The organism is Paenibacillus sp. JNUCC-31 (genome assembly GCF_014844075.1).
GTDB lineage: Bacteria > Bacillota > Bacilli > Paenibacillales > Paenibacillaceae > Paenibacillus.
This window is the reverse complement of sequence record NZ_CP062165.1, coordinates 4,073,053-4,099,452: the sequence shown is the minus strand read 5'-3', so window position 1 is coordinate 4,099,452 and position 26,400 is coordinate 4,073,053. Positions and strand designations below refer to the sequence as shown.

General features: G+C 43.9%; 26 protein-coding genes and 1 pseudogene. 3 read left to right on the top strand and 24 right to left on the bottom strand.

Annotation, left to right across the window (positions count from 1 at the left end):
• The first annotated feature begins 430 nt into the window (after nucleotides 1–430).
• Nucleotides 431–1,183, top strand: a complete 753-nt coding sequence (locus JNUCC31_RS17835; RefSeq protein WP_228469074.1) for an SDR family oxidoreductase — start codon at nucleotides 431–433, stop codon at nucleotides 1,181–1,183.
• 1,294 nt (nucleotides 1,184–2,477) lie between these two features.
• On the opposite strand, the gene JNUCC31_RS17830 is transcribed toward JNUCC31_RS17835, so the two are convergent.
• The 12 genes and pseudogenes from JNUCC31_RS17830 to JNUCC31_RS17775 all read right to left on the bottom strand — a co-directional run bounded on the left by JNUCC31_RS17830 (nucleotide 2,478) and on the right by JNUCC31_RS17775 (nucleotide 12,441).
• Nucleotides 2,478–3,005, bottom strand: coding sequence for a hypothetical protein (locus tag JNUCC31_RS17830; protein ID WP_228469071.1), 528 nt, complete (start codon nucleotides 3,003–3,005; stop codon nucleotides 2,478–2,480).
• 23 nt (nucleotides 3,006–3,028) lie between these two features.
• Nucleotides 3,029–3,367, bottom strand: coding sequence for a YolD-like family protein (locus JNUCC31_RS17825; protein WP_192262958.1), 339 nt, complete (start codon nucleotides 3,365–3,367; stop codon nucleotides 3,029–3,031).
• The gene (locus JNUCC31_RS33415; protein ID WP_416234446.1) at nucleotides 3,360–3,929 is read right to left on the bottom strand and encodes a DinB/UmuC family translesion DNA polymerase; all 570 of its coding nucleotides are present in this window, start codon (nucleotides 3,927–3,929) and stop codon (nucleotides 3,360–3,362) included. The genes JNUCC31_RS17825 and JNUCC31_RS33415 overlap by 8 nt, the downstream gene beginning before the upstream one ends.
• Nucleotides 3,903–4,625, bottom strand: a pseudogene (locus tag JNUCC31_RS33410) (Y-family DNA polymerase); the annotation flags it as partial. The pseudogene JNUCC31_RS33410 and the gene JNUCC31_RS33415, both read right to left, overlap by 27 nt.
• A gap of 622 nt (nucleotides 4,626–5,247) precedes the next feature.
• On the bottom strand, nucleotides 5,248–5,751 hold the full coding sequence (locus JNUCC31_RS17810) for a CarD family transcriptional regulator (RefSeq protein WP_192262952.1): 504 nt from the start codon (nucleotides 5,749–5,751) through the stop codon (nucleotides 5,248–5,250).
• 111 nt (nucleotides 5,752–5,862) lie between these two features.
• A complete protein-coding gene (locus tag JNUCC31_RS17805; RefSeq protein WP_192262950.1) occupies nucleotides 5,863–6,732 on the bottom strand; it encodes a sigma-70 family RNA polymerase sigma factor in 870 nt (289 codons plus the stop codon).
• Nucleotides 6,733–6,917: 185 nt separating this feature from the next.
• A complete protein-coding gene (locus JNUCC31_RS17800; protein ID WP_192262948.1) occupies nucleotides 6,918–7,394 on the bottom strand; it encodes a recombinase RecA family protein in 477 nt (158 codons plus the stop codon).
• Nucleotides 7,395–8,114: 720 nt separating this feature from the next.
• Complete coding sequence (locus JNUCC31_RS17795; protein WP_192262946.1) at nucleotides 8,115–9,413, bottom strand: ABC transporter permease; 1,299 nt, start codon at nucleotides 9,411–9,413, stop codon at nucleotides 8,115–8,117.
• Complete coding sequence (locus tag JNUCC31_RS17790) at nucleotides 9,406–10,308, bottom strand: ABC transporter ATP-binding protein (protein ID WP_192273110.1); 903 nt, start codon at nucleotides 10,306–10,308, stop codon at nucleotides 9,406–9,408. Before JNUCC31_RS17790 ends, JNUCC31_RS17795 begins: the two co-directional genes overlap by 8 nt.
• Before the next feature lie 20 nt (nucleotides 10,309–10,328).
• A complete protein-coding gene (locus JNUCC31_RS17785; protein WP_192262943.1) occupies nucleotides 10,329–11,225 on the bottom strand; it encodes an ATP-binding cassette domain-containing protein in 897 nt (298 codons plus the stop codon).
• A gap of 15 nt (nucleotides 11,226–11,240) precedes the next feature.
• Nucleotides 11,241–11,633, bottom strand: coding sequence for a GntR family transcriptional regulator (locus tag JNUCC31_RS17780; RefSeq protein WP_192273108.1), 393 nt, complete (start codon nucleotides 11,631–11,633; stop codon nucleotides 11,241–11,243).
• Nucleotides 11,634–11,727: 94 nt separating this feature from the next.
• A complete protein-coding gene (locus tag JNUCC31_RS17775; RefSeq protein WP_192262941.1) occupies nucleotides 11,728–12,441 on the bottom strand; it encodes a hypothetical protein in 714 nt (237 codons plus the stop codon).
• A gap of 191 nt (nucleotides 12,442–12,632) precedes the next feature.
• Between JNUCC31_RS17775 and JNUCC31_RS17770 the strand changes: the two genes are divergently transcribed.
• Entirely contained in the window at nucleotides 12,633–12,962 is a 330-nt protein-coding gene (locus JNUCC31_RS17770; protein ID WP_192262939.1) for a hypothetical protein, read from the top strand.
• Nucleotides 12,963–13,068: 106 nt separating this feature from the next.
• Here JNUCC31_RS17770 and JNUCC31_RS17765 read toward each other — a convergent pair whose 3' ends face one another.
• From JNUCC31_RS17765 to JNUCC31_RS17725, 9 genes are all read right to left on the bottom strand, one after another.
• Nucleotides 13,069–13,440, bottom strand: a complete 372-nt coding sequence (locus JNUCC31_RS17765; RefSeq protein ID WP_192262937.1) for a hypothetical protein — start codon at nucleotides 13,438–13,440, stop codon at nucleotides 13,069–13,071.
• A gap of 113 nt (nucleotides 13,441–13,553) precedes the next feature.
• Nucleotides 13,554–14,018 (bottom strand): DUF420 domain-containing protein, encoded by a 465-nt coding sequence (locus tag JNUCC31_RS17760; protein ID WP_192262935.1) that lies wholly within the window; start codon nucleotides 14,016–14,018, stop codon nucleotides 13,554–13,556.
• 36 nt (nucleotides 14,019–14,054) lie between these two features.
• On the bottom strand, nucleotides 14,055–14,978 hold the full coding sequence (gene ctaG / locus JNUCC31_RS17755) for a cytochrome c oxidase assembly factor CtaG (protein ID WP_192262933.1): 924 nt from the start codon (nucleotides 14,976–14,978) through the stop codon (nucleotides 14,055–14,057).
• A 106-nt stretch (nucleotides 14,979–15,084) separates the two neighbouring features.
• Nucleotides 15,085–15,405, bottom strand: a complete 321-nt coding sequence (locus tag JNUCC31_RS17750; protein WP_192262931.1) for a cytochrome C oxidase subunit IV family protein — start codon at nucleotides 15,403–15,405, stop codon at nucleotides 15,085–15,087.
• Between the two features lie 3 nt (nucleotides 15,406–15,408).
• The gene (locus tag JNUCC31_RS17745; RefSeq protein WP_192262929.1) at nucleotides 15,409–16,035 is read right to left on the bottom strand and encodes a cytochrome (ubi)quinol oxidase subunit III; all 627 of its coding nucleotides are present in this window, start codon (nucleotides 16,033–16,035) and stop codon (nucleotides 15,409–15,411) included.
• Entirely contained in the window at nucleotides 16,032–17,882 is a 1,851-nt protein-coding gene (gene ctaD, locus JNUCC31_RS17740) for a cytochrome c oxidase subunit I (RefSeq protein WP_416234445.1), read from the bottom strand. Before ctaD ends, JNUCC31_RS17745 begins: the two co-directional genes overlap by 4 nt.
• A 71-nt stretch (nucleotides 17,883–17,953) precedes the next feature.
• Nucleotides 17,954–19,006, bottom strand: a complete 1,053-nt coding sequence (gene coxB / locus JNUCC31_RS17735; protein ID WP_192262925.1) for a cytochrome c oxidase subunit II — start codon at nucleotides 19,004–19,006, stop codon at nucleotides 17,954–17,956.
• A 586-nt stretch (nucleotides 19,007–19,592) separates the two neighbouring features.
• The gene (gene map / locus JNUCC31_RS17730) at nucleotides 19,593–20,354 is read right to left on the bottom strand and encodes a type I methionyl aminopeptidase (RefSeq protein ID WP_192262923.1); all 762 of its coding nucleotides are present in this window, start codon (nucleotides 20,352–20,354) and stop codon (nucleotides 19,593–19,595) included.
• A gap of 157 nt (nucleotides 20,355–20,511) precedes the next feature.
• Nucleotides 20,512–20,700, bottom strand: coding sequence for a hypothetical protein (locus tag JNUCC31_RS17725; protein WP_017690840.1), 189 nt, complete (start codon nucleotides 20,698–20,700; stop codon nucleotides 20,512–20,514).
• Between the two features lie 393 nt (nucleotides 20,701–21,093).
• Here JNUCC31_RS17725 and JNUCC31_RS17720 point away from each other — a divergent pair, with 393 nt between their 5' ends.
• A complete protein-coding gene (locus JNUCC31_RS17720; protein WP_192262921.1) occupies nucleotides 21,094–21,369 on the top strand; it encodes a transposase in 276 nt (91 codons plus the stop codon).
• A 113-nt stretch (nucleotides 21,370–21,482) separates the two neighbouring features.
• Here JNUCC31_RS17720 and JNUCC31_RS17715 read toward each other — a convergent pair whose 3' ends face one another.
• The 3 genes from JNUCC31_RS17715 to JNUCC31_RS17705 form a co-directional block, all read right to left on the bottom strand.
• Complete coding sequence (locus tag JNUCC31_RS17715; RefSeq protein ID WP_228469069.1) at nucleotides 21,483–22,724, bottom strand: M48 family metallopeptidase; 1,242 nt, start codon at nucleotides 22,722–22,724, stop codon at nucleotides 21,483–21,485.
• 292 nt (nucleotides 22,725–23,016) lie between these two features.
• Nucleotides 23,017–24,294, bottom strand: a complete 1,278-nt coding sequence (locus tag JNUCC31_RS33405) for a suppressor of fused domain protein (RefSeq protein ID WP_228469068.1) — start codon at nucleotides 24,292–24,294, stop codon at nucleotides 23,017–23,019.
• 11 nt (nucleotides 24,295–24,305) lie between these two features.
• Nucleotides 24,306–26,171 (bottom strand): AHH domain-containing protein, encoded by a 1,866-nt coding sequence (locus JNUCC31_RS17705; protein ID WP_192262917.1) that lies wholly within the window; start codon nucleotides 26,169–26,171, stop codon nucleotides 24,306–24,308.
• Nucleotides 26,172–26,400: the final 229 nt, after the last annotated feature.

Sequence of the window (26,400 nt, the reverse complement as noted above, 5' to 3'; positions counted from 1 at the left end):
TGTTTGTTTTGTTAGCGTTCTGGATCAAAACAACAAGAACAGTAATCATAACATGGGAACGATTTTCTTTACGGTGCAATCGGTAAACCCCCATTGATAAGAGGTGCAGCTCAATTAAAAAAATACTTTACCGATCGTTCTCAATATGATAATATGAATTTGCAGACAGGGGTGGTGCAGCAAAAAGCGTTAGAATGATCATGGCGAGAAGTACTACGAAAACTTCCATATAAGAGCTTTTCCAGGGCAAGTGCATTCACAGAAGAAGCTACAACTTTAGCAGTCTTGGGCTAAATTTTTAACATAATTAGAATGATCGTTCTTGAATTTAATCAAAAGCGGCATTCATTTTTGGTGCGATGCTAATCTTATAATCATCAAGGCTAAGTCAAAGAACTGTATAAAATAAATCTCAAAGGGGAATTTAAAAATGACTATAAACATGGATGGTAAAGTTGCTTTTGTAACTGGAGGAAATCGTGGTATTGGATTGGAAACAGCACGTCAATTAGGTAAGCTTGGCGTCACGGTCGTTATTGGGTCACGCGATTTGGAGAAAGGGAAGGTTGCTGTGGATACACTTCGTTCGGAGGGAATCCAAGCGGAGAATATCAAATTGGATGTCAATCTAGCCGAAGACCTTCAAGTTGCTTACAATTTTTTTGAACAGCAGTACGGTAAGCTTGATATGTTGATCAATAATGCTGGGATACAGATAGAGATTGAAGATCTTTCACCGATTAATGAAACAAGTACCGTTACGCCGAGCGTTATGCGTGAAACCTTCGATGCCAATTTCTTCAGTATGGTTGAATTAACTCAACTGCTGCTGCCGTTAATTCGCAAAGCTCCAGCCGGAAGAATTGTTAATGTATCCAGTGCGCTTGGATCGAATACACTCCATTCTGATCCCACTGCTCAAATTTATGATGTTAAACTTCTTGCTTACGATGCCTCGAAGGCGGCTATGAATACCTTTACGACCCATCTAGCACATGAGCTGAAGGATACACCAATCAAAGTGAATTCTGCTTACCCTGGTTGGGTGAAGACTCCACTGGGCGGAAAATACGCTGATATGGATCTTGAAGATGGCGGTAAGACAAGTGTAATGCTTGCCACGTTGCCTTCGGACGGACCGACAGGTAAGTTCTTCCATATGGACACAGAGTTGCCTTGGTAATACGATAGTCAATGGAACAACGTGTTAATACGGCGAGTGCTTTTCAAATGCAACGCGAGAGCGCTCGCCGTATTAACACGAAAAAGTGATGATGCTCTCTTGTTTTAATTCAGAATCGAAAATATTGAAATTCTCAATCATCCGTTGCGGTAACAGTTGGAAGATGTAACTCATAATATGGGACGTCATGTTGACGGTGAGAATAATGTATAAGATTTCGACTTTGGCCTATATTTCAGCCATGTAACTCAGGATTATTGGGACAGAGAGATATATTAGAATGTCAGCTAAAACGAATTTGCGTGTTTGCCAACGTTCCATAATGCTTGGGAGTCTAGCTGGTTAAGTACTGGAATTGCAAGCATATTTTCAATGTATTCGCTTGATCGTAGTAGTTAAGGATTTCACCTTTGTCTCGGTTAGCGTGTGTATCCGTTCGTCCAATAGACGATTAAAAAATCGTCGGTAGCGTACTAAAGCAGAGTCAATCCCCTAAGGCTGTTTTATATTCGAATAAAGTCTCTACTTGTAAACTATCAACATATCAATGCTCCTTTATAGTTCAACGTTGCTCTATTCTTATTCTTTGGCCCAAACATTCCCCTTATAATCTATTGACGTAAGCTGCTCAAGCTAACTCTTCACCACCTTTTTCATACCATCCGATTGCAGGCTCTAAAGCTCCTGCTCTTCCTTCAACTCAAGAATCTCTTTTTCTATTGCTGAAGTTCCTGGTTGCACCTCTGGGATCCTTTTCAAGTAATCCTTACCCAGACTGAGAAGTTTTTTTTGTTATGCAAGTATTTCTGATCGAATCATAGGATTAGGGGTTACTCTCGCATACGTAATCAACATACCTAGTGCTTCTTGACCTTCAACCGGGTTAATCGCTAAAATTGTTTTATTTACGACTCCCATAAAACTCCTCCGAATATGTATTGAGTCACTTCCCCTCTAACTTGCATCAACGAGATGATAACTTCGTTGACACACTATTGAAAGACTAAGCAAAGACCTACGTATATATTATATACACATCGGACAGCGTTTCTGTGTAAACTTGATTTTACTAAATTAGAATAAGGACATAAAGTAACGGAGAAGAACTTTAAACTATTGCTTTTCTCTCAAAGCTGAAACAGACCAAGGATTATTCCTTGGTCTGTTGTTTATTTCAAGAGACATTTGATACACACCAATTTCTTGGTATGAATGATCTCATTTCTGTTTAATTGGAGTTGGGGGGAGTATGACTACACCTAGATTTCAGAGAGTCCAAAATCGATTTAGTCTTTTACACTTCTTTAATGTTGACACTTTGAATGTGGTCTTCATTCTGCTCAAAAAAGCGCTGATTATGAAGCTCTGGCATCCCCTTCTCCCTTAACCCAAGCTGCATGATCATAAGATTCAGTGTTACTTTACTCAAATTAAGTTGTCTTGCAATTTCCCTGCGAGGAAGTATCCCATATTGCTTTCTAATGTGGTCTTCATATCCTTCAGGTATTAATACTTCAATTGTCTTTTTTTGTTTAGATATTTTCTCAGTGTTATCCTCAATTTCATACGTGTCCAAGAGAACTTCACACTGTTCCTTTACATTGTCCGATCGCTGAATAGCTAAACGCTGAACCAGATCATTGACTATATCCTCTACCTCGAACGTGCTAATCCCTAGTTTGCGAGCAATTTCCTTTCGAGTGCTACGATTGCGGATTTTTTCGATTACTGTGGCCTCTTTCCTTGTAAGAATCATATATAACCTGCTTTTAGATGATTTGAATTGCGAACCGTAAAATATAATCAAAATGGCACGTGGCACAAAATTAATGTTTTTTTATCTCTTTATAGGATATCAATGATGTCACTAAAAAGGATACTGGCAGGACCGTCTTTACTACTTACTTCAATTGATTTTATATCTAACCTGCAATTTTTAATTTTGCCATGTAACTGTTGAAATTCATCACCACTAAAATAAGTTATTGTGATATAACTTTGTTCGTAAAATGCTTCTTGAATTAGAAATGCAAGCTCGTTACTGCGTTCTGGGGTAAGAACAGGTCTTTCCTGCTTTCCAAGACTCGCTTTCCATTGCAACAGACGTTCACGATGTTCTGAAAGTAAAAGAGAAGTCCATTTTTTATTTCCCCGGTCATACGGCAAAGGATACTCTCTACTCATAATGTCCACCTATTTTCTTAGCACGATCTTGAAGGGTACCAGCCTTGGTAAGTGATGTTGCTCGGAAGATTCCTGTGGTTCCGAATTTGGCTACTATTTTGTCTAAAGCTGATTCAAGAGCCCGTTGCTTCTCATCCTCTTCCCAACTAAATAAATCCAACTGGATTTCTGATTCATGAATGACATTCGTTACTGACATGGAAATTTGTCGAATTGGTGCCGGTATCTCATTCTTAGAATTCATAGTCATACAGGCTTCAAATAAATGAACAGATAAATTGGTCGCGGATGATAAAGTGATCGATTGAGAAAAGCGCCGACCATTATAATCATTCGTATAACGCATTGACAAATTCACTGTAAAAGCTGCCATATGATAAGAGCGAAGCCGAGCAGCAAGTAAATCAGATAATTCGTGAATAACTACTTTTGTGTCTTCCCACGAGTAATCAGTCATGAAGGTAATTCCATTGGAAAACCCCTTACGAGCCTCCATTATTGGATCAACAAAAACGGGACTAAAATCTAATCCGTTTGCATGATAATAGAGTTGTTCTCCCATGGCTGGGCCAAACTCTTGTCGCAGCACATGTAGCGGTTTTTGGGCTAATTGACCCAGTGTATAGATTCCCAGTGCATTGAGTCTTCTCGCATATCGACCTCCAATACCCCAAACGTCCCTCACTGAATGTGGCCACAGAAGTGTTTCAATTTGATCATAACTACATTCAGCATAACCACTCTTTTTACCAATTAAGTCCATCGTTATCTTCGCGACAACTTTATTTTGCCCCCAACCTATACTTACAGGAATTCCAAATACTTTGTATATATCATGCTTAATCTTCATGGCGACCTGTTTATGCGAGCCATGCATATGTTCAGTACCATCTATTGTAATCATCAACTCATCAATAGAATAAGCATGTATAGCTTCTGATGGTGCATATTTATATTAAATATCTATGATACCCATAGACACATCTACATATCTTCCCATACGGGACTGAGCCAATATGATATCTTCACGGTTAGGAATCTGGAAAAGCCTGCTACCTGTTTTGATATTGTGTTGGAGTTTTAATTCGGGTGATGCTGCGAGCACTGCACTACCGCGTCTCGACAAATCGCTGACTACAGCAAGTTTGGTCTTCAAAGGATCCAGAGACCGGTCAGATAGCTCAACTGAAGCGTAGAAACTTTTTGCGTCAATGGCCAGAACACTATGATTGGGCCACTTTTGTCTTGGTGGTAACATTTTCTCCACTCCTTTCAACAAGAACATTTGTTCCTGTATGATACCACGAAAAAAACTATCTGACACGCGGAAAAGGAGGTTATTAACCTGAAAAACACATTTTCAGTACAATGTTTATTCCTCTTCGTACTGAATATTTAGAGTCCTGTTATAAAATATTTAGAGTTTTTTTAGAGTCCCTGACTAAAGGAATAACTTAATTTTATGGAGAGACTCCGTACTTTAAATTGATAGTAAAACACAAGTAAACTAACAATCACTCTCGACACTGCACTAACTAGTCTAGGTAACTGCCGCAATCATAGTTATTGTGCTGTCTTATTAATTTCACAATAATAGACCATCGATTTGATTGATTTCCTCAATAATTTTGTATTTTTTTTCTTCCGTTATAAAGTTGATTTGAAATCTTCTAATTCTGCTCGGACAGTCCGTAGTGCAACCTCACCCTCGGCATCCTCTTTTAAACGAAAATGTATAGTTTGTTCAATACACGGATAAAGTACACGTTTCATGTGCTTCTTTACCACCTTGTCTTTAAATTCTCATAGTGTACTGCAACTTAGTGATACCTAAATTCAGCACACGTCAAGCAAATCAATTATGATCATAACAATAATAGTTATTTGTTCTTTGATCTTGACTTAATAGTACGCTTCAGAATTTCAGAAACTTCTTCACTCGATAAATTGAGAACATGCATCAATTCGTCTTTCAGTAAGTTACTTGCTACTTCAAGTAACTGTTTGTCCTGGAAACCTAATCTAAGATCATATTGAGATGCACAGACTAAATCTCGAATCACCTCAATTATGTTAAGGACTTCTCCTGATTTTAACTTTCGGTCCAACGATTTCTTTCTTTCAGAGGCTAGAAGAGGTAATTTATTGTATTTTTTAAAGAAATGTTTTTTTGATTTCTCTAAAGTTTCTCGACTTGTCAGTGCCCTTATTCCCTTCTGTTCAGCCGAGTCCACAGGTATGTAAATCTCCATTTTTAGTTCATGAAAATAGACTTTGAGGTAATCCTTTTGTTTATCTTCACATGGACGCGTTACTTTTTCTTTTAAGAGCCCTACCCCATGAAATGGATAAAAAAACATTTCTCCTGTCTTGACTCCATTCATGTTTTACCCCCATAAGATCCCTAGAATTTGCTAAAATAAATTAAATTCTTTAAATACCAAACTCTCAGACCTCAAGAAGGTCCTGAAGTCGTTCTTCACGAAAATATTCGCTTATTTTTTTAATGCTTTAATTTCAATTTGGTAAATACGTTGACGCGAAACACCATACACCTCACCTATTTCTTGAAAACTATGCACTTCTCCGTCATCAAATCCGTAGCGAAAACGAATTATACCTTCTTCCCTCTCGCTCAAAGTATGAAGAACATTGTTTATCCTTTCCTCTAGAAATTTTTGTTCTACAAGTTTAACGGTACTTTTTTCGTTAGTACATTCAAGCAAATCTCCGAGTTTTGTATCTTTGTCTACCCCAACCTCTAAGTCTAGAGACAAAACTAGTTTTTCAGCCAGTTTTTTTATTTCAATTATCTTGTTCATTGGCATGTTCATTTTGTGTACCATCTCTTCAAGAGTAGGATCACGACCAAATTCTGAAAAAAAGACTTGGTAAATTTTTTGCCATCTTCTCAATAATTCAAAAATGTGAGTTGGAAATCTAATAATCCGTCCTTTTTCTACGATAGCCTGTTCTATTGCTCGGCGGATCCACCAAGTCGCATAGGTACTGAATTTGAAACCCTTCTGAAAATCGAATTTTTCTACTGCTCTTATTAGACCTAGGTTCCCCTCTTGAATGAGATCAAGAAGAGGCAAGTCATTCCATTTGTACTTGCTTGCAATATTGACAACTAAACGCAAATTCGCCTCTATGAATTTCAGCTTAGCTTTTTCATTGCCTTGTTTGACTTGGCTTGCCAAAATTGTTTCATCCTCTTTAGAAAGAAGCGGTACTTTTCCTATGTTGTCTAAATAAAATTGTAGAGAATCCTTCATCGAACTTTCTTTCCGTAATTGTCGGACATGGGTGTCTTTATTATTTTCATACATTGCAATTGATTCATTAAAATATTCTTTATTCATATGGTCCCTTTACTCTCATAATGTTACTCATTGCAGATGTTCATTTAGATACATCAAAACCAAAAAAATTCAATTATTATAGCGCATGTTTTAAGAACTAATCGTTGTTTTACTTGAACTACAAGCACGAAATCAAGAAGTTACAAGAATTTTTAACAAATAGCATCTTTTGTCCCACACAGAACTTAATCATTATTCAATATGGCCCTATCATCCCTAGCATCCAATAATAGATCGTGTTTGTCCTGTACTGAATCTTTCTCATTATCACCTGTAGAAGCGTGCTCCCATTTTCGAATTTCATCTTCTAATGTTTTTGCTTCATCAGGATGATCCATAAAATATTTCTTTGCTGAATCTCTCCCTTGTCCAAGTCTCAATTCTCCTTGAAAAAACCAAGAACCAGATTTCTGAATCAATCCACGTTCAATTCCTATATCGATAAGTTCTCCCATCTTTGAGATACCCTCACCATACATGATGTCAAACTCAGTCATCCGAAATGGTGGAGCTAACTTGTTTTTCACAACTTTGACACGTACATGATTCCCTACAATTTCAGATCCATTTTTTATGGATTCTATTCGACAAATATCAAGGCGTATAGAGGAAAAAAATTTTAATGCTCGCCCTCCTGAAGTTACTTCCGGACTACCAAACATGACACCAATTTTTTCCTGACAAAATGTTAGCACAAGCTGCCCTGCAGGAGAATAAAGGGTAAAAAGTAGATAGAAAAAAATGTTTCATTCACCCACTATAAGTGAAAATGATGAGCGACTCGAAGATAAAACTAACGAATTGGATCTCAGCAACCGGACGGAAACCTTCACGATAACATTCTTGCCCAGGTAGTGAGTAGCCCCTACAATGATAAAGTACTCCTACCTCCAATTACTCTTTAGGTATCCTTCAATCTCACCGGACATACCGATGTTACGATCGATCGACATTGCCCCTTTTTCATGTCTCAGCCATTTGGTCCACACTTTCATCCAATACATCGAAGTTATCGAGTGTTGCTTTCAGCATTTCTTCTCGCAGATCTTTGAAAAAGTTATTAAACATGCCTAGTTGGGACTCGTAAGAGTCTAGCAGGTGCTGTTGAAAAACTGTGATGCTTAAGGAAAAAAGACATATTCATTGAAATGAACCGACAGAAATACCATCAACTGACAATAGTTCACTAGAAAAAAATTTAGCAGGTTCAGCACCCCTCTTCCAGTGCAGAACCTGCTAAAATTTAATTGCGTTTAATGTAATCATCCATAGATCAGTGAGTTCTAACATAAATCCCCAAGCACCCATCGGTTCTTTACTACTATTGGTATATAACACCTTATAAAATATTTTTCCATCTAATGCACTTATTCATCATCAGATTAGATTTTATAAGCCTTCATCGCTTTGAACAATTCCTTGAACGTTGGGCGTTTACCATACATCAGCACACCCGTACGATAGATTTTCGCTGCGAGCCAACCGAAGATCATAATCGAAACTAAGAGAATCGCAAGTGACGTCCAGATCTGCCAGGTTGGTGCAACGCCTGCCCCAATCCGTACCAGAATCGCCGTTGGGGAAGTGAACGGAATGAAGCTCGCCACTTTCAACAACAGGATGTTCGGTGTAGCAATACTGAAGATGGCGATATAGAAGGAAACCAGGGACAACATCGTAATCGGCAACACGGCCTGACCCAGTTCTTCTGTCCGACTCACCATCGAGCCAATAGCGGCGAACATAACCGCATACAGGAAGTAGCCCAGAATGTAGAAGATAAGTCCATATACTATGACTGCGACGTTCACATCACTCAGATTCATATTGAAATCGCTCAATACATCGCGGTTATGGGGTAACAGCATATTGCCGGCAACTACGGCACCGAAAATACCGATTTGCAGCAAACCTACCAAGAAAATACCGATAATTTTACCAAACATCTGGCTCAGCGGAGATACACTCGTAATCAGAATTTCCATAATTCGCGAGCTCTTCTCAGCCGTAATTTCGGAGGCAATCATATTACCAGTCATCATCGTTGAAGTGAACAACAGGATAATCAACAGGTAAACAACAATATAGTTGATGCCACTCATGCCACCTTCCGACTCGGCAGCAGCTCCACTCTGATCAGAATCAAGGCTTTGCTCTGTCAGTTTCACTGGCGTACTAATGAGCTGTTTTTGCTCTGCTGTAAGTGTATCCTTCACGACCACATCCAGCCTCACAATTTGAAGTGCTGCTTCAATGGGTGCTACAACCTGCGGGGAGATATCTTCGCTGGAGTACAGGACAGGCTGCGGGAAGTCTTGCCCCGCAACAGGTTCAAACTTCAGGTAGCCATCCAGAACCCCAGACTCCACATCGGCTTTGAGTGCCGCTTCATCTTTACTCGCATCGTTAACGAAGTGATATGTCTCGTTGCCTTGTGCGGATGAGTAGGTCTCCAGCTTCTCAGCTACCTCCGTTTGCCCTGTGCTCAGCAGACCGATATTCACAGAACCACTTCCGCCCGCACCTCCGCCAATGGGACCACCATTAAATAAGGTAATGAAATATGGAATATTGAGTCCAATCGTAATTAAAAGTGCAAGTACAATGGTCGTCACCATGAAAGACTTTGTTTTCACTTTGTTTTTGAACGTAAATCCGGTAATCGTCCCCATTTTATTCATTCGACTCACCTACCTCACGAATAAAGATTTGGTTAAGCGTTGGTTCCTTGATTTCAAAATGTTCCACTGTCGTCTGAGCCATGGCAGCTTTCAGAATTTCCTGAGCTGCCTCCATCTGACCAATATGGATCAGGTATCCTCGCTCATTTTTCTCTACCTTGTTCACACCCGGCAACTGTTCCAGACCACTCACATTGCCCGTTGTGCTCAGGAACACCTGCTCACGTGGATAACGACTCTTGATCTCCTTGATCTCTCCCTGCACCACGGTATTGGAACGATGCAATATGGTTATCTGACGGCATAATTCCTCGACGTGCTCCATACGGTGTGTGGAGAACAGAATGGCCGTGCCCTCATCACGCAATTCTTTGACCGTGGACTTAAGCAATTCCACATTCACCGGATCAAGTCCGCTGAAGGCTTCGTCCAGAATCAGAATTTGCGGTCTGTGCACCACTGCGGCAATAAAGCCCATTTTCTGTTGATTTCCTTTGGATAGTTCCTCAATCTTCTTGTCGTAATACTCTGGCACTTCGAATCGGTCCAACCAATACTTCAGGCTCTGGTCCGCGTCCTTTCCATTCATGCCGCGCAGCCGGGCCAGGTAGTTGATCTGTTCACTGACTTTCACCTTTGGATACAGACCGCGCTCTTCCGGAAGATAGCCCATAATCTGCTGCAGTTCCGTGCTGTAGGGTTTTCCATTATACTGGATATTTCCCCCGTCAGGATGGATCAGCCCAAGTACCATACGCATCGTTGTCGTTTTGCCTGCGCCGTTGGCTCCGAGCAGTCCGTAAATCTCCCCTTCTTTTACATTAAGCGTTACCCCGTTAACTGCTGTTTTGTCTGCATATTGCTTGACTACCTGCTTCAATTCCAATCGGTTCATCATGTATCGTCTCCCTTCGGTTATCTCCACTGTGCTGGTGCATACCCGGCAATCCAGAATGCCAGCACTTCATCCAGCTCCAGATTTCGGACTTTCATGACTCGTATCCCTGCAAGCTCCAACCGTTCCTGTGCTTCACTCACCCGGGTTGTAATTACCCGCATCAGACCGTTCTCTTCCTGAACCGATTCAACGACACCAGGAATGCTCTCGGGTCGCAGTTCGCCTTCATACCAGATTTCCCTCCATTGATCGAGTACGACATCTTTCTCCGCCATACCCAGAGACTGTCCGCGATGCATCAGCACAATGTAGTCCGCAAGTCGCTTCACTTCGTCGGCAATATGCGTGGCAACCAGAATCGTGGTGTCCCCTTCCGCCATAAATTTTCGGAATTGCTCGATCATGATCTTCCAGGAAAAAGGGTCCAGTCCTGATGAAGGTTCATCCAAAAGCAGAAGTTTAGGCCGAGCTGCCAGAGCCGCTGCAATCTCGTATTTGCGGCGTTCCCCTTTGGACATTTTGATCAGTTTCACATCATAAGGTACGTCCATTTCATCCATCAGTTGATTGAAAAGACTCATGTCCCACCTTGGATACCAATACGATCGAAACTTCGCCGCATCAAGGGCCGTAATATGGTTTTCTTCCAGTCCCCCGTTATCTGCGACAAAACCGATCTGCTGCCTAAGCTCTATGGGAAGCCCTTCCCGGTAACTATTTCCAAACCACATAATCTGTCCGGCATCCGGCAGTACCACTTGTTGCAGCATGTTTAGCAGCGTGCTTTTGCCTGAACCGTTATGTCCCAAAATGGCAATCACATAACCCTCCGGGATGGTCAGGTCAATGGGCCCGATGATTCTTCGTTTTCGCATTTTGGATACACCGTTCAACTGAACCGCTATCGATTCCATGTGTGGATCACTCCTTTACTTCGAATCAAAGATGGTCTGGAGAGCTTCACGGAACAGAATTGCCATTTCCTCTTGGCTGCATCCTACCGCTTTGCCCGATTGTACCGCAGCCTGCAAGGCTTCTCTGGCCGCAGTTAATTTATAATTTTCCCGATCCCCAGCTTCAACCTCGGCAACAAATGTGCCCGTCCCCTGCTTTGTGCGAAGCAGACCCTCATTCTCCAGATCCTGATAGACCCGGCGAACCGTGATGACACTGCAATTCAAAGATCCGGCGAATTCACGAATGGACGGCAAATGTGTCCCCTCCCCCAATTGACCTGTAATAATTAACGATCTTAACTGGTTTTCAATTTGGTGATATAAAGGTTCAGCACTGTTTTCATTAATTTGAATCGGTATATTCACGTCTTGCACCTCGCCCTCCGGTACACTTCAGTCTGTTCCATGACAGTGCCGGTTTCCTCTACTCGTTCTATTCGGTTATATTTCATATCATGAACTAACTCAAATCCCGCTTCGCCAGCTTCTTCATCGTTAACCGACTGAACAGCCATAACCCTGTTAACCCCGCCAGCAGGGTAGCCCACATGATCGGGGAGAGCATCCCCCATGCTCTGCTCGTATCCAACAAAAGCTGAAATCCATTGCCGCCTGCCATTCGAATCAGAATGGAGATGATGATCACGACCGGGACAAACAGCAGATTGAGAAGCAAATATTTCTTGCCGCTGTGTAAAAATTCGCCGTAGATATATAAGCCTGTAACCAATATTCCGTAGCCCGTACAAGTCAAGGCAAAAGCCAGATATTGATCCCATCGGAATCCTTCTGTACGGAGCCCAACGACATATAATAAGCCGTAGAAAAAAATACCATTGTATACAAAGGCTATCAACGATTGCTGAATACGTGACCACATCACCGTTGGTTCCGGGATCGGAATCCTGCGGTAATAGGTTAACATCTGTGTATAGGAATCTTCCTGGATATATCGGAAGGATCGTCTACTGAACATGAACCCCTGGAACGGGCACATGAGCATAAAGTAGGCGTCTCCAAATGGACTAAAAAAATCCTCCTGCCGTTGTCCCAGTAACATCACACCGCCCATGCCGCCAGCGTAAACCATAAAGACCGCAGTCCATAGCCATTGGAGTTTATCCTTATTTAATTCGTAACGAGTCAGCCACCACGCCTGATTCCATGCGTTCATATCGCTTGCCTGCCTTTCCATCTTGACTATGTTCACTGTATCTACTGTATATATCAATATACACAGTATACAGACCTCTTTCTTATTCCGTCAACCCCTTATTTTCCTGAATCAGGTAGAGGGTATGGGATTCATGTGAGAGTTACGTTAAAATAAAACTTGATAAGCGTACAGAAAGGAATGATCCAAACATGGATTCGCTAATAGAGATTGGGTTTGTGTTCCTTTTTCTGATTGTGGTTATCTGGCTGATTGTTCGTGACGAACCCAAACGACATGCTGCTCAAAAAGGCAGACATCGTGTGCGGCGTAACAATGGCTACACCGACTCATCTCCGGCATACCCCGTCATTACTAATGATGACTCCCATACTCATCATTCCAGACACACTCACGATCACAAGCATCATGATGGTGATTCTTTTTCGGGATCTAATCACCATCACAGCAGCGATACCGGAAGCAGTAGCGACAGTGGTGGAGATAGCGGAGGTGGTGACGGCGGGGGCGGGGGAGATTAAGATAACTCCTCCAACCAAAAAAGAGCTGTGTCCGATATTGTGCGAACACAATTCGGAACAGCTCTTTCCTGTTTCCCGGCACCTGAATACAAAAGAGGTTTAATTCTTAAACGAGGTTATAGCCACTTGGCAGACTGCGATTACGGCGAATCGCGCGAATCTCAGCCAGTGTCAAACGCTGATTGGTGGAGATCAGGGATTCCACATCATTGCCACGGATCAGATCATCCAAATCTCTCAAGTTAGTGTTGCCGCGGAAGACACGGAATCCACCTTGAAAGTTAGGACGTGTAAACACAACCAACGTTGCATTCGACCTTGTCGAGAAGAAACGCAGGCTTTCTACTCCACCCAGAATGTTGTCCAGATTACGAAGACCCGTGTTGCCACGGTAAATCCGGCTTCTTCCAAAGTAGTTCTCTTCTGAATAGACCGTGAGACGTGGATACGTTTGACTAACATGGACTGTTTTTTTCATTTGTTATTCCCCCCTCTCGATCTCATTCTATGAATGAAAGCGAGAGGAAGCTTGGACGCATAAACGGATCAATTCATCCATTTTCATATTTTCAAAGTGTTATATTCATTGACCTACACCCCAAGGATGACTTCCCATACCGGACGTGTATGCCCACCGGGATACAACAAGTACAACAAAACATATACAATGACGCCAGTAATGGCGCTGCTAAACCAGATCATGGATGTGAATCGTCCCCAGCGGCGATGTGTCTTGAATTTCTTTTTGAAACCAAGCACCAGTGTGGAAATACCAAAGACCGCTGCCACGGTAGCGAGGATAATATGAAAGATCAAAAATATCCGATAGAAGATCTCCATCTCCGGGTCCCCACCCCAAGCTGTATTGCCAACAAAGATGGTACGAGACGTGTAAATGACAAAGAACAGCAGCGCAGCAACGGCCCCTGCAACCATCGCGGTTTGGTGCGCCTCCCGTTTGCCACGAATAATCAGCACCCAGCCGATCCCAACCAGCACCGCACTAATCACAATGAAAGAAGTACTGATCGTGGGTAGCCAAAAATACATATCCATCGTGTGTTTCCCCCTCTTGTCCAAACAAGACTTGTGTTATTTCGCTGCAGGATTAAGCGGTCCTTCCGTATTCTCTACAGGATATGAATCATCGTCATCTTCCCGTTTTTCCTTGCGGTACCATTGGAAAAAGACATAAGCCAGCATGGAAACGAAAATGCCTTCCTGTATGAATTTCATCAAAATACCGCCCACCTGCTGATCCTCCTTGGCAGAGGACAGGAAGTTGAAGAACGCCGGTCCGCCGAATGATCGCAGCAATGCCGTGGAATCCCCCGATACACAATACCGCATCGCCTCGGCCCATACGGCAGGATTGCTGTAGGTCTCATACAAAGGTTCGGAAGCAAAAATAATTAGCCCACAAGCTGGTGTCAGAAGCACCATGTTCAGAAAAATAAATCCAATCTTGGACAAGCCCGATGCCTGTCTGCCTTCCGGCAAAGGATTAAGCAATGTCCACCACATGAGCATGGAAGTGATAAAGAGTACAAAGTAATACAAGCGGTGAACCGTAAAATTCAGCATGACATAATCATGTACTATCGGCAGATGATATAACGAAAACAATCCGTTAAATATTACAGCCGCCACGATGGGATGAGCCAGAAAGGATAGCTGCCTTGTCGGAAGCCACTGAACTATTTTCCGCCATACCCAAAGCGGTAAACCCTTCATTAATAAAGGAGGTGCGACAAGGTAAGACAGAGCCATACTCACCATATGGAAGCTGAACATCACATGACCGAGCAGATTAAATGGCCCCGCTTGAGCCAGATACAACACAATAAGTCCTGTAATAAACATGATTTTTTGCGTAGCCGTTGTCTGATCGGCCTCCTTGATCCGCTCACTGAAGGGACCAACGAGCACTAGATAAGCTGCGGCAATGAGCAGAAATAATGCCAGAATAAGGGGACTCCATAAATCGTTAAAACTAAAATATTGCAACCCGAGCATACGGGAAACCTCCCCGTGACCTGATTTGGTTGTTGCCTGAATCCATTGATGGATTGATTCGCCAAAAAGGGGAAAAGACGGCGACACTGCGCCGCCGCCATCTCTTTTACCACCAAACCCAATAGAGTGCCATAATGATGCATGTGAAAGCTACGAAAAATCCAAAGGCCATGAACAGGATAGGCATCAAATGTCCTTTATCCTTCAAGTGCATCCAATAGCCAAGTTGCACAAACACCTGAAGGATTGCCATAACCACCAATATAATAATGGTAAAGGTCGTATTAACTCCTCCCGCGGCGGCAGCCGCGAACGCAATGAGCGTCAGGATGATCGAGAAAATGAAAACAACAACGTGTTTCTGTGGCCCCTCCACCCGGTGACGACGCTTCACAGGCTGCTGATCACTCTTATCCTGTACCGACATGTGTTACCCCACCTTTCCGAGCAGGTACACGACCGTAAAGATAAACACCCAGACCACGTCAATAAAGTGCCAGTACATTGCGGAGACGTAAACTTTAGGTGCAGTTACGACCGTTAAGCCTTTTCTGAACAGTTGCCCGATAATAAGCCCGATCCACATAATACCGAATGCAACGTGAGCTCCGTGGAACCCAACCAACGTATAGAACGCTGAACTGAATGCACTTGTGGTCATGCCGAACTCTTTATGTTTCACATATTCATAGAACTCGTAAATTTCCAGACCGAGGAATCCGAGACCCAGTACAACGGTAATGCCAAGCCAGAGAGCGAGAGCATTGCGTTTCCCCTTGTGCATAGCCTGGATGGCAAATACACTTGTCAAACTGCTGACCAGGAGAATAAAGGTTGCGGCAGCCACGAGTGGCAGATGAAACAATTCATTCGCCGTTGGTCCTTCATTCGTTTGGCCACGGAGAGCCAAAAAGGTTGCGAAGAGGGTTCCGAACAATACCGTCTCGCCGCCGAGGAACAACCAGAAGCCTACAAGCTTGTTGCGTCCTTCCAGCGTTGCTTTCTCCGGTTCATGCGGCAATTTGCCGTTTACCGGTTCGGCATGTGAAGTTGTCATGTTCTAACCCCCTTCTCATCCTGATCCTCTGGTTCAATATGCCAGCCATGATCATCGTAGAGTGAACGCAGTGCCATTGCACCAAATGTAATCAGCAGACCTATAATGACCACAATATAATTGTTGAACAACCCGTTCATAAACGCATTGTGGAAGTCATCCTTGCTGAACATGAGGCCAAGTCCGGCAATGAATATACCGACAGACATCACAAACGGCAGCGGAGTCGCGGACGGCATATGAATCGAACCTACAGGTTCGGCCGGTGTCATCTCCGTATGTCCTGCCATCTTTTCCTTCCAGTACGCATCAATACCACGAACCAGCGGAGTCTGTTTGAAGTTGTATTCTGGCGGCGGAGATGGAATCGACCATTCTAGTGTACGGCCATCTTCCCATGGATCATTCGGCGCATCTGCTGGTTTTCTCGTTGTGATCGCGATGTTCACGAGGAACAAGATCACCCCAACACCCATCAGGAACGCACCGACGGAACTGACCAGGTTAAGCAGGTCGAAATCCTGATTCGGCAAGTATGTAACGATCCGGCGCTGCATCCCCATCAGACCGAGGAAATGCTGTACAAAGAACGTTAGTTGGAAGCCGATCATGAACGTCCAGAATGTCCATTTTCCGAGCGTTTCGCTCAGCACGCGACCGAACATCTTCGGCCACCAGTAATGAAGGCCTGAGAACAAGCCAAGTACCAATCCACCAACGATGACGTAATGGAAGTGAGCTACAACAAAGTAGGTATCATGGAACTGGAAATCCGCAGGTGCAGAGGCCAGCATGACACCTGTAACCCCACCCATAACGAAGGTTGGTACGAATCCAACAGCAAACAGGTTTGCTGCCGTAAAACGAATCTGACCGCCCCACATCGTAAAGAGCCAGTTAAATATTTTGATCCCCGTTGGTACAGCAATCAGCATGGTTGAGATCGAGAACAATGCATTGGCAACTGTCCCCAGTCCTGTTGTAAACATGTGATGCGCCCACACCATGAATCCCAGGAAGGCAATCAGGATGGTGGCAAACACCATAGAGCTGTAACCGAACAATCTTTTACGTGCAAAGGTTGGAATGACCTCAGAAATAATACCAAATGCCGGCAAAATGAGGATATACACCTCCGGGTGCCCGAAAATCCAGAAGATATGCTGCCAGAGTACCGGGTTACCGCCACCTGCAACATCGAAGAAATTCGCTCCCAGTATACGGTCAAACGTTAACAATACAAGTCCTACCGTGATGGCAGGGAATGCAAACAGGATGATGGCTGATGTAATAAATGTAGTCCAGGTGAACATCGGCATCCGCATATAGGACATTCCCGGTGCACGCATCGTTATGATGGTGGCGAGGAAGTTAATGCCCCCGATTAGTGTACCCAGACCTGCAATCTGTAGACCGATCGTGTAGAAATCCACACCGTGCGTTCCGCTGTACTCGCTGCCCGAAAGTGGCGTATACGCAGTCCAGCCGGCATCTGGTGCCCCTCCCATCAACCAGCTCAGGTTCAAAAGCAGTCCGCCAAACAGGAATGTCCAGAAACCCAGAGCGTTAACAAAAGGGAAAGCAACATCCCGCGCCCCAATCTGCAAAGGCACAACGGCATTCATAACGGCAAAAATAATAGGCATGACACCAAGGAAAATCATCGTTGTTCCGTGCATCGTAATCAATTCGTTGAAGACCTGCGCCGACACAAAATCATTCATCGGTTTCATCAATTGAATCCGAATCAAAATGGCTTCAATGCCGCCGATTCCAAAGAAAAATCCACCCGCAATTAAGTACAGCACGGCGATTTTTTTGTGATCGACGGTGGTAATCCAATCCATTAAGCCCCTATACCGCTTGACGCTATGAGCATGAGCCAAGGTTGTGTACCCCCTTCTTCGTCCTTGCTGTTCTATTCATAGTCCAATTTGTAGTTGGCCAGATATTCGGCAATTCCGTCGATTTCTTCATCTGTGAGTCCAAGGTCTTTCGGATTAGGCATCGTATTACCCGGCTTCACGGATTGTGGATCATGGAGCCATTCTTTCATGTTGTCCAGTACCGGATTACCGTCTTCCTGGCCTTCGCCCTGATTCAGAAGAATGCCTGCCACGGATTGCTTCCCGCCGATACCTGTCAGGTTAGGTGCAACTGGCCCGCCCTGGTCCCCAACTGCATGGCAAGAAAGGCAGTTCGTTTTGAACTTTTCAGCCAATTGGGTATCTTCCGGAAGTACCGCTGGAGCTTTCATTTCGTTGACCCATTTGTCAAAGGATTCCTGGCTGACCGCTTTGACCTTGAATTCCATGAAGGCATGCGATCTGCCGCATAATTCAGCACACTTCCCTCGGTAAACGCCTTCATTTGGCGCCGAGAAGCTAAATTTGTTAAGTGTTCCATCCGGGTTTGTGTCCATTTTACCCGCAAGAGACGGCACCCAGAAGGAGTGAAGCACGTCAGCGGTTTTCAATTCGAATGCGATTTTCTTTCCGGTCGGGATGATGAGGTCTTGAGCGGTGGTTACGTCATATTGAGGATAAGTGAATTCCCACCAGTACTGATGCGAGGTGACTTTGACCTGAATTGCATTTTTGTCCTTGGACAGATCTTCGCCTTGGGCAAAAATCGTTTTTACCGTTGGTACTGCCAGAACGATAACGAGCAGCAACGGAATGGCTGTCCATATTACTTCCAGCTTGAAATTGCCTTCAACCTGTTCGGGCATTTTATTCTGCCCGGCTCGTCTGCGAAACCGGATCAACACATAGGCGGCAATTGCAAATACAATGATGAGCACCACGATCATAATCGTAATGGACAGCTTCATCAGATCATATTGGCCTTGTGCCACAGGACCCTGAGGTTTCATTACCGACAAGTCTTCCCGCCCGCATGCGGATAGCAGCAAAGAGAACACCGCTAGCAAGGGGAGAATTCGCTTTGCAACCTGCCACTGTTTCATCATTGATCTACCCCACTTTTTACATTTTCGTAGATTACCGGTGTCGTCTGGAACAAACTTAACTCAGTCCGTTTCAATACAATACACGTAATCCTGTCCGTCATACAGAACGCTTACAAAAATAACGCTTCCAGTACTCCCGTCATTTCCTGCTCAGGGCATGTCTGCGCATTCTTCCAATTCATTCTATATGGTTCAATCACTTATTAAATATAAGTTGAGGGTATGATTTTGTCAATCTTTGGACACATGTTCACAAATTGTTCACTATATGTAAAAAACCGCACCACAACTTGTTTTGTAAACGATTTCAGTTAAAAATATTACTCTCTACATTTGAAAATTTTTGCCAAATTTCGGTGATGAAATTGATTTTTTTGCCGATTTTTCTCACATTGGAAACATGCAGTATTATGCAAAAAGGAACAGCCTGCATCAGGTTGTCTCTCTTACAGCTCGTGGAAGGAGCAATCGAGCTCCATACCGCCTCATTCAGGATTAGACGGCACGGAGTTTATTAAACAACTTTAGATCCCGAATTCCGGATATCATATACGCTTTCACTAGCAGCTTGTGATAGATTGAGTGTTCAAGTCCCGTCAGTCAGTATAACAGGGCCATCCCCAGTGATAGCTACCGTATGCTCATACTGGACGCCCCAGCTTCCGTCAACCGTTCTCACCGTCCATCCGTCTTCGTCCCATACAACCGCCCCCGAGCTGCCTTTCGTAAATATGGGCTCTATCGTTATAACCATGCCCTCTGTCAGCATCATACCCGTCCTGCGCTTCCCATAAGGGAGTACATTCGGTGGTTCATGAATATATCGACCGATCCCATGACCAATGAGTGGCTTCACAATCCCGTAACGATACAGCCTGGCTGTCCGTTCAATCGCGTTCCCGATATCCCCCAGCGTATTTCCTGGCACTGCCTGTGCTATCGCCTTATGAAGGGCCCTTTCCGTTCGATTCATTAGTTTGCGTATGGATCTGCGTTGTTCACCGATCCCGTACGTCCATGCAGAATCGGCAAGCCAGCCATCTTTGTTCACCACCATATCAATGGTTACCACATCCCCTTCGGCCAGCTTCCTGTCATCCGGGAAGCCGTGACAAACCACTTCATTCACTGAGGCGCATATGGCATAAGGATAGCCTTTATATCCCTTTTGCTCCGGTATAGCTCCTCTTTCAGCCAGGAAAGCCTCCACCCGCTCGTCAATATCTCCTGTCGTTACACCGGGAGTGAGCCACTTTTCAATATGCTCATGGCAGCTTCGCAGGATTCGTCCTGCTTCCCGCATATAGCCAATCTCTTCTTTTGTTTTCAAAATAGGGTCCACAAGCATTCATCCTTCCTGCCATATGTCTACTTCCATGTATATGCAGCAGGAACGGAACAAAACCCCCATCATTTTCCACACAAAAAAAACCGTCTGCCGGAGCATGATGCCCGGGAGACGGTTCTATTCATATCGGAACAGTATAATCAGAGTTGTGTGTGTTTCAGGACACGGAAGAATCCATCTTGACAAGCTCATGCTCAACCACAGAAGTCAATTCTTCCTCGTATCCACCCGTAATCCGGTATTTTCTCACGTACTCCTTCACGAATTTTTTTGGATCTTTAGGACGGAAAATCCGAGTCATTTCCCTCAAACTTTCTTTGACCTCATTGTGACCTTTCGTTGCCATAGTAATTCCCTCCCAAAACGTTGAAAGTGAATGCTCCGTTTAGAGAATGCCGAATAAGTCTTAAATGCCATCCATGAAGTTGTGTGCGCGGCTCAAAGCAAGCTTTAGGTCGGGAACCTTGCTTAAGCAAGTACCTGACACTATAAATACCCGATATGATTCGGTATGAATCATAATCTTATTGTAGCATATTCGGAACTATGTTACGACTTGACGATTTTACCTAATATTTATAACGGTTTTTATGCCCAAAAAGTTTAATTCCGAATCATAGTCATGAATATGACCATTCTATACGGATTAATCTGTCCAGCATAACACTCAACTATTCGGGGGATATTATCACGGACTACCTATACAGTTAAATTACTGCTATCCAAAGGAGGCCGTTTCATGGACCGCAAAGAACAGGATATGCTGCCCCTTTCGCATGAAAAGGTGGAAGTGGACGGAGTGTACATTAACGAGGCTGGACGCGAGGAGCATCTGCACCGGGGGCAACATTTCCCGGCTGACCCCGTGCTTGGCAAGTCGGAATGGAAACTTACCGAATTTGCATTCGATAACCACCATGAAGGGCGTACCGATGAACGTTTGGTGCCCAAAGAGAATGATACGGACAAAAACGGCAAGATCACCAGCCCGCGCAGACAATTCCAGGGCGGATAACTGTTCTGTTGGTTAAAGTAAGGATGAACCACAAAAAATCAGGGGCAGAACACGCCGTCATTGGCTTCTACTGCCCCTGATTTTATTTTATTATTTTAATCGAAATTCATTGGTTAGTTTCCCCTCAGATCACTCAGCAGAATTTTCTGGGAACGCTGTTCCAATTGTCGAAACTCCTCGTTAATTCTTCGCTCTTTAGCAGCATCCGGCCGATACGCAGGAATCATCGCCCAATGCTCACGTATCAATTCTATGCGATTCTTCATTGGAGGATGATAGCTACGGTTCGGAGTATCATTCAGTTCCTGCAGCCGCTGAATCCGAAGAAATTCTTGAGTTGGAACGGCAGAAATCCGTTTTCTGAACTCCTCATACAGCTCCTTGTTATATTGATATTCCGCAACCTGTTCAGCCGTATGTGCAAAAAGGCCTTCCAGCTCGGACTTCAAAAATAGAGATAACACTGCCTCACTGCCAGCTGTCTCAGATGCTTCATGATCTGCGATGTAGAATACTCGCTGCATCTCATTCCGCATGCTTCTGATTAACAATGCATAGACACCGCCTATAACAGCAAATAACAATGAGCGTAGTATTATGAGTGGAAATACCACCCAATATAACAGACCGCTATCTTGTGGATCAACGGTGTCAATCCATGAATTCAGTACATGCCCGGCTCGCTCGACCAGTGAGCTGTTGGAAATGTTCGGATGTGCAAATTGACTCATTTGGTGACTGATTGCGGCTATCTTCTCCTGTAACGTTAGGGCAGCAAAAAAGGGAATGCCCAGGACAAGTGCTCTCTTTTTTCTTTTGAGATGCAGGTTGTATGCGTTATATTCTTCGCTAATGATGACCATATCCACAGGTGGAACATTCAAGCGCTCACCAATCTCATCAATCATTCCATACAACTCTGGATATTCGTCTCTGGAGATCACCCTGCCCGGAAGTCGTTTCCGGTATGGCAATATAATTGTGATCCAGAGGAACAGCAACGCAATACCAAATATACCTAGCCATGTTGAATTGGTTGAAAAGAAAAATATGGCTACTCCCAAAATGGATAACGTTGACAGATGCACGGTTAGAGCAACCAAATAGGTGTAAAACCTCTGTTTAGTGAAGGGAAGGTCCCGATTGACACTATACATAAACTCCGCTAACAATCGGTCTGATGATCGTTCATCATCATTCCCGTTTAACCCTCCATCTGTTCCTTGTCCTCTTTCATCCTCATAAACATTCCAATTACACTTCCTACACCAGGTGCTGTACCCTGGATTCACTTCCATCTGGTGTGCACATTCCGGACAAATCTCTTGCTCTGTGTAATACAAAATTTCTTCCACTCCTCAACTACACTATGTAATGTCGAATTCCTGATAGTTCGCTGTCCCCTCCCTTTCATCTAACTTTAATTTATTATTTATATATCAATCGGAATTTTATGGGAAATTTTGAATATGCAGAAAGTCTCAAATTGGATGTGTATATACGCATTTCTATTTTTAAATATGTTCTTATCCCCAAAGTTTTCAACAAAAAAAAAACAGATCGATCCCATTGGCCATTTGGCCAGGATCGATCTGATGTATTTACGCCTTTAAGCTACTTAGTTGATTTTTTGGAACATTCACTTCCCTACAGACAACTATTCTTCCGATCCCATTGATACACCGCCTCAACGCCATGGGCCATCAGCTTGCTGATCAGCGAATCTCGGCCTTTCTCAAAAAAGTGTATGATCTCCTCCCGGTACAAGGGCAGCAATGTATGGAAATAGATCGGCCATTCGCCCTCCATCTCCTTACCTTCATCCCGGTACGGCATGTTCAACGCTTCTGGGCATTGAGGTAACGGCGGGACAATCATAACTCCACAATAGGAAGTACTTTCGTCATATGGCAGGATTTGTGTATGTGCAGGTACTCCTGTCTCACTAAACATCTCCCGATACGTGTCCGCCAAATCCTCTTCACTTTGGTTGGGAAAGACAAGCCACTGCCCTATAAAATATCCACGCTCCATGATCTCTTTCACAAAATGCCTCATCATAGGTACGACCCAGCCGAGAGGACGATTCTCCCAGTTTTCCTTCGTCAACTGTGCATTCGCTGGTAGATGCATTACAATTTCCGCATATCCGGTATCCAGTGAAGCTGGAGTCATGCCCCGGAAGTAACTGTTTCCAAATGAGACCAGCGTCTGATATGGTACGGCAGCAGTCGGTTCGGTTATATAGATTTCCGGGTCGCCTGCATCGTTCGAATCTGCGGGAATCATATGCTGAATAGGTCCATAGAATGTGCTGATATGTGCCTCCGCATCCTGACGATCCGTTACTCGAATCCGTGGATTACGTTCTACGTATGCTTCGGCTTCGCTTGACCAAGCTAGGCGGAAGCGAAATCCCTGTAACCCTGCCTCTTCGACGCGTTGTTTGAACTCATCTGAGACGTAAGTTGTACTAGATATGATTGGATGTTCAGTAATTTCATAATCATAAGAGATTGTTTTAAAAATATGTTGTCCGCTTATCTTTTCTTCAATAAACTCTAATTTAGCAAATCCTCCATATTTATCAGAGACCGATTTCTCTAAATCAATAACTTCCAAAATATTTAACACATTCAAAATGTAATGTTCTTTTTTATTATAGAGCACGGGCAGATACTCTACCTTACCATCTAATAAATCTCTCAAAACCTCTATTGCGCTAACTTCCATAACCATAACTGATAATCGACTTGCAATACTGTAGAGTTGAGTCTCATCGCCGTCGTACTTTAGCCCCAGCTCGGATAAACTCCACTTGTCAATCAGTTGAGTACCTTTACTAACTCTATGAAGCATCTCTTCATTTTTGATAAAATCAAGAATTTTTGTATCCACCGCTTCTGACATACTCCAAATTTTCATAAGAACTCTCCCTAATCCTGATATAAGATCTCCAGTTTTCCAGTTAACAACCCTTCCCTTGTTTCCTCAAGAAAAGCCAGTATCTTCTCTCTTTTCACTTGCAAACTGGCATCCAGTTCATCTATTTTGTTTAATCCTTGCTTCATGTAATCAATATACTCTTGACCATGTCTGAACATGGGATTCCCTTTTTTATCTATGTTGTTAAACGGGAAATGCGTCACTTGCCCTGGCCAATCCGACATTGCTTTCTGAGGAAGAAAGACTCCGTTTGCCGAGGAATTGATGTTAATTCCATACTTCTCGATTAGCTCTCGGAGCCCCCCTTGATTTACAGGCACGAGGTGATGCGCTTGAGAATCTGGCGGACGGGTAATACCTGCTTCTTCCAGTTCTTTTCCAAGTACTATGGAGTCCTGCCTGGATGCAGGATATTCCTTACTGAGCTCCCATCCGTTACTTTCCTTAACTTTATCAGAATAATCTTCTGCAAGCTTCGAAGACTGATTGCGCAATGTCATAATCCGATCTGCATCCACATTTTTCCCAGCGATGAGCAGCTTATTAATTTCTTGTAACTCACGTTGTGTTAGATGTTCCAGATCCCCACTTTTACATTCCAATTTCCCGGTCCATTGGTTGGGTGTAATGATCCCTTCATCTGCTGCTGCATTTAGTTTGGATATACTCTGTTGATTCAGATGTGGATCATCGTATTCCTGGTGATTTCTAGTCTTCGGCTTGATATTTTCGGATGGACCATCTTTGGGAACCCATGTATTTTGGGGTTTGGATGCCCCAACCTTCGGTGAAGTGGATGAAGAACCAGACTCCACATTTTGTGGCTTCCCTGTTTCTCTAGAATTCCCATGAGAAGTGCTCGGAGATCCCTTCGAACTCCCAGAATCACTGCCTTTCCCACGATTCCCACCTGGTTCCGAGAACATATGATGGTCATTCTTCACAATCACAGGCACGGTCTGGCCGTTGCTCAGCCTCACGCGCTGAACTCGCCACGGAACGCTCGCTGCTGCGCCTGCGGTCATGTTGCCCAAGGCCTGGCTGATTCGTTCTCCCAGTTCCGCGAGAGAGGAAGGCATTAATGCCGCATTGGTCTTGAGCTTGCCATCCTTCATCGCACCGCCTGAGGTTCCATCTGGCCCATCTCCATGACCATGCGGAACGCCGCCCTTGGCTCCATCTCCATCTGCATGGCCAGACTTCTTGCCACCACCCTTGAGCACTTTGACCCCATTTTTGACCAAGGATGCTCCGCCAAATATGGCCCCCGCCGTATCCACGACTCGCATCGTAGCACCAACATCGTTTAACCCTGCGTCGCGGCTCTCCTGTTCCGTCAGGGTCAGCATCGTACGATTGTCTTCGCCTTTCAGGTCCATGAACGGTTTGGCATACGCTTTTCCCGCACCGGATACATCCTGCCAGATCTCTTTCCCTGATTTCTGACCCGTGACCAGATCTCCCGTATAATCGATGACGTTATTTACGCCCGTAATCGTTCCTTGCACCGTAGCATTCCGCTCCGTTAACGATCCGACCTGTTCTCCCTTCACCCAGCTGTATAATCCTTGGGCATTGTCACCCCCGAAAATCCCTGTAAATGCAAGGTCAGCCACATCACCGACCATACTGAGCAGGGTTTTCCCCTCTTCGATTACACCATCTCGTTTACCCTTTTCACGTGCATCCCAGTTTCGTTTCAGCCGCGCTTCCTTCAGCGCGCTCTCTCCCATACTGGCCAGACTCTGGTCGAACGCAGACTGAATCATGTCAAAGGAACGATGGATCTCGGCTTCCAGTACTACATTCTCACTCTTTCCGTTGACCTCTTCCACAAGCTCCACATGATCTGTCATCGTTTACAACAAAAAACAGGTCAATTACGGTGGTATCTGACCATAATCAACCTGTTTAATGTATCGGAATAGTGTTATTTAGGTTATAAAATTAAAGCATTTGATATGCGTACAACCGAAGTGGAGAACTCTTTGTACTGGTATTACTTAGGTTAAGCTACTTGGAATCAGCCACCCGACTTATTCGGTACTGGGTAGGGAGCTGAGACTGAACAAGAGCAATAAAAGT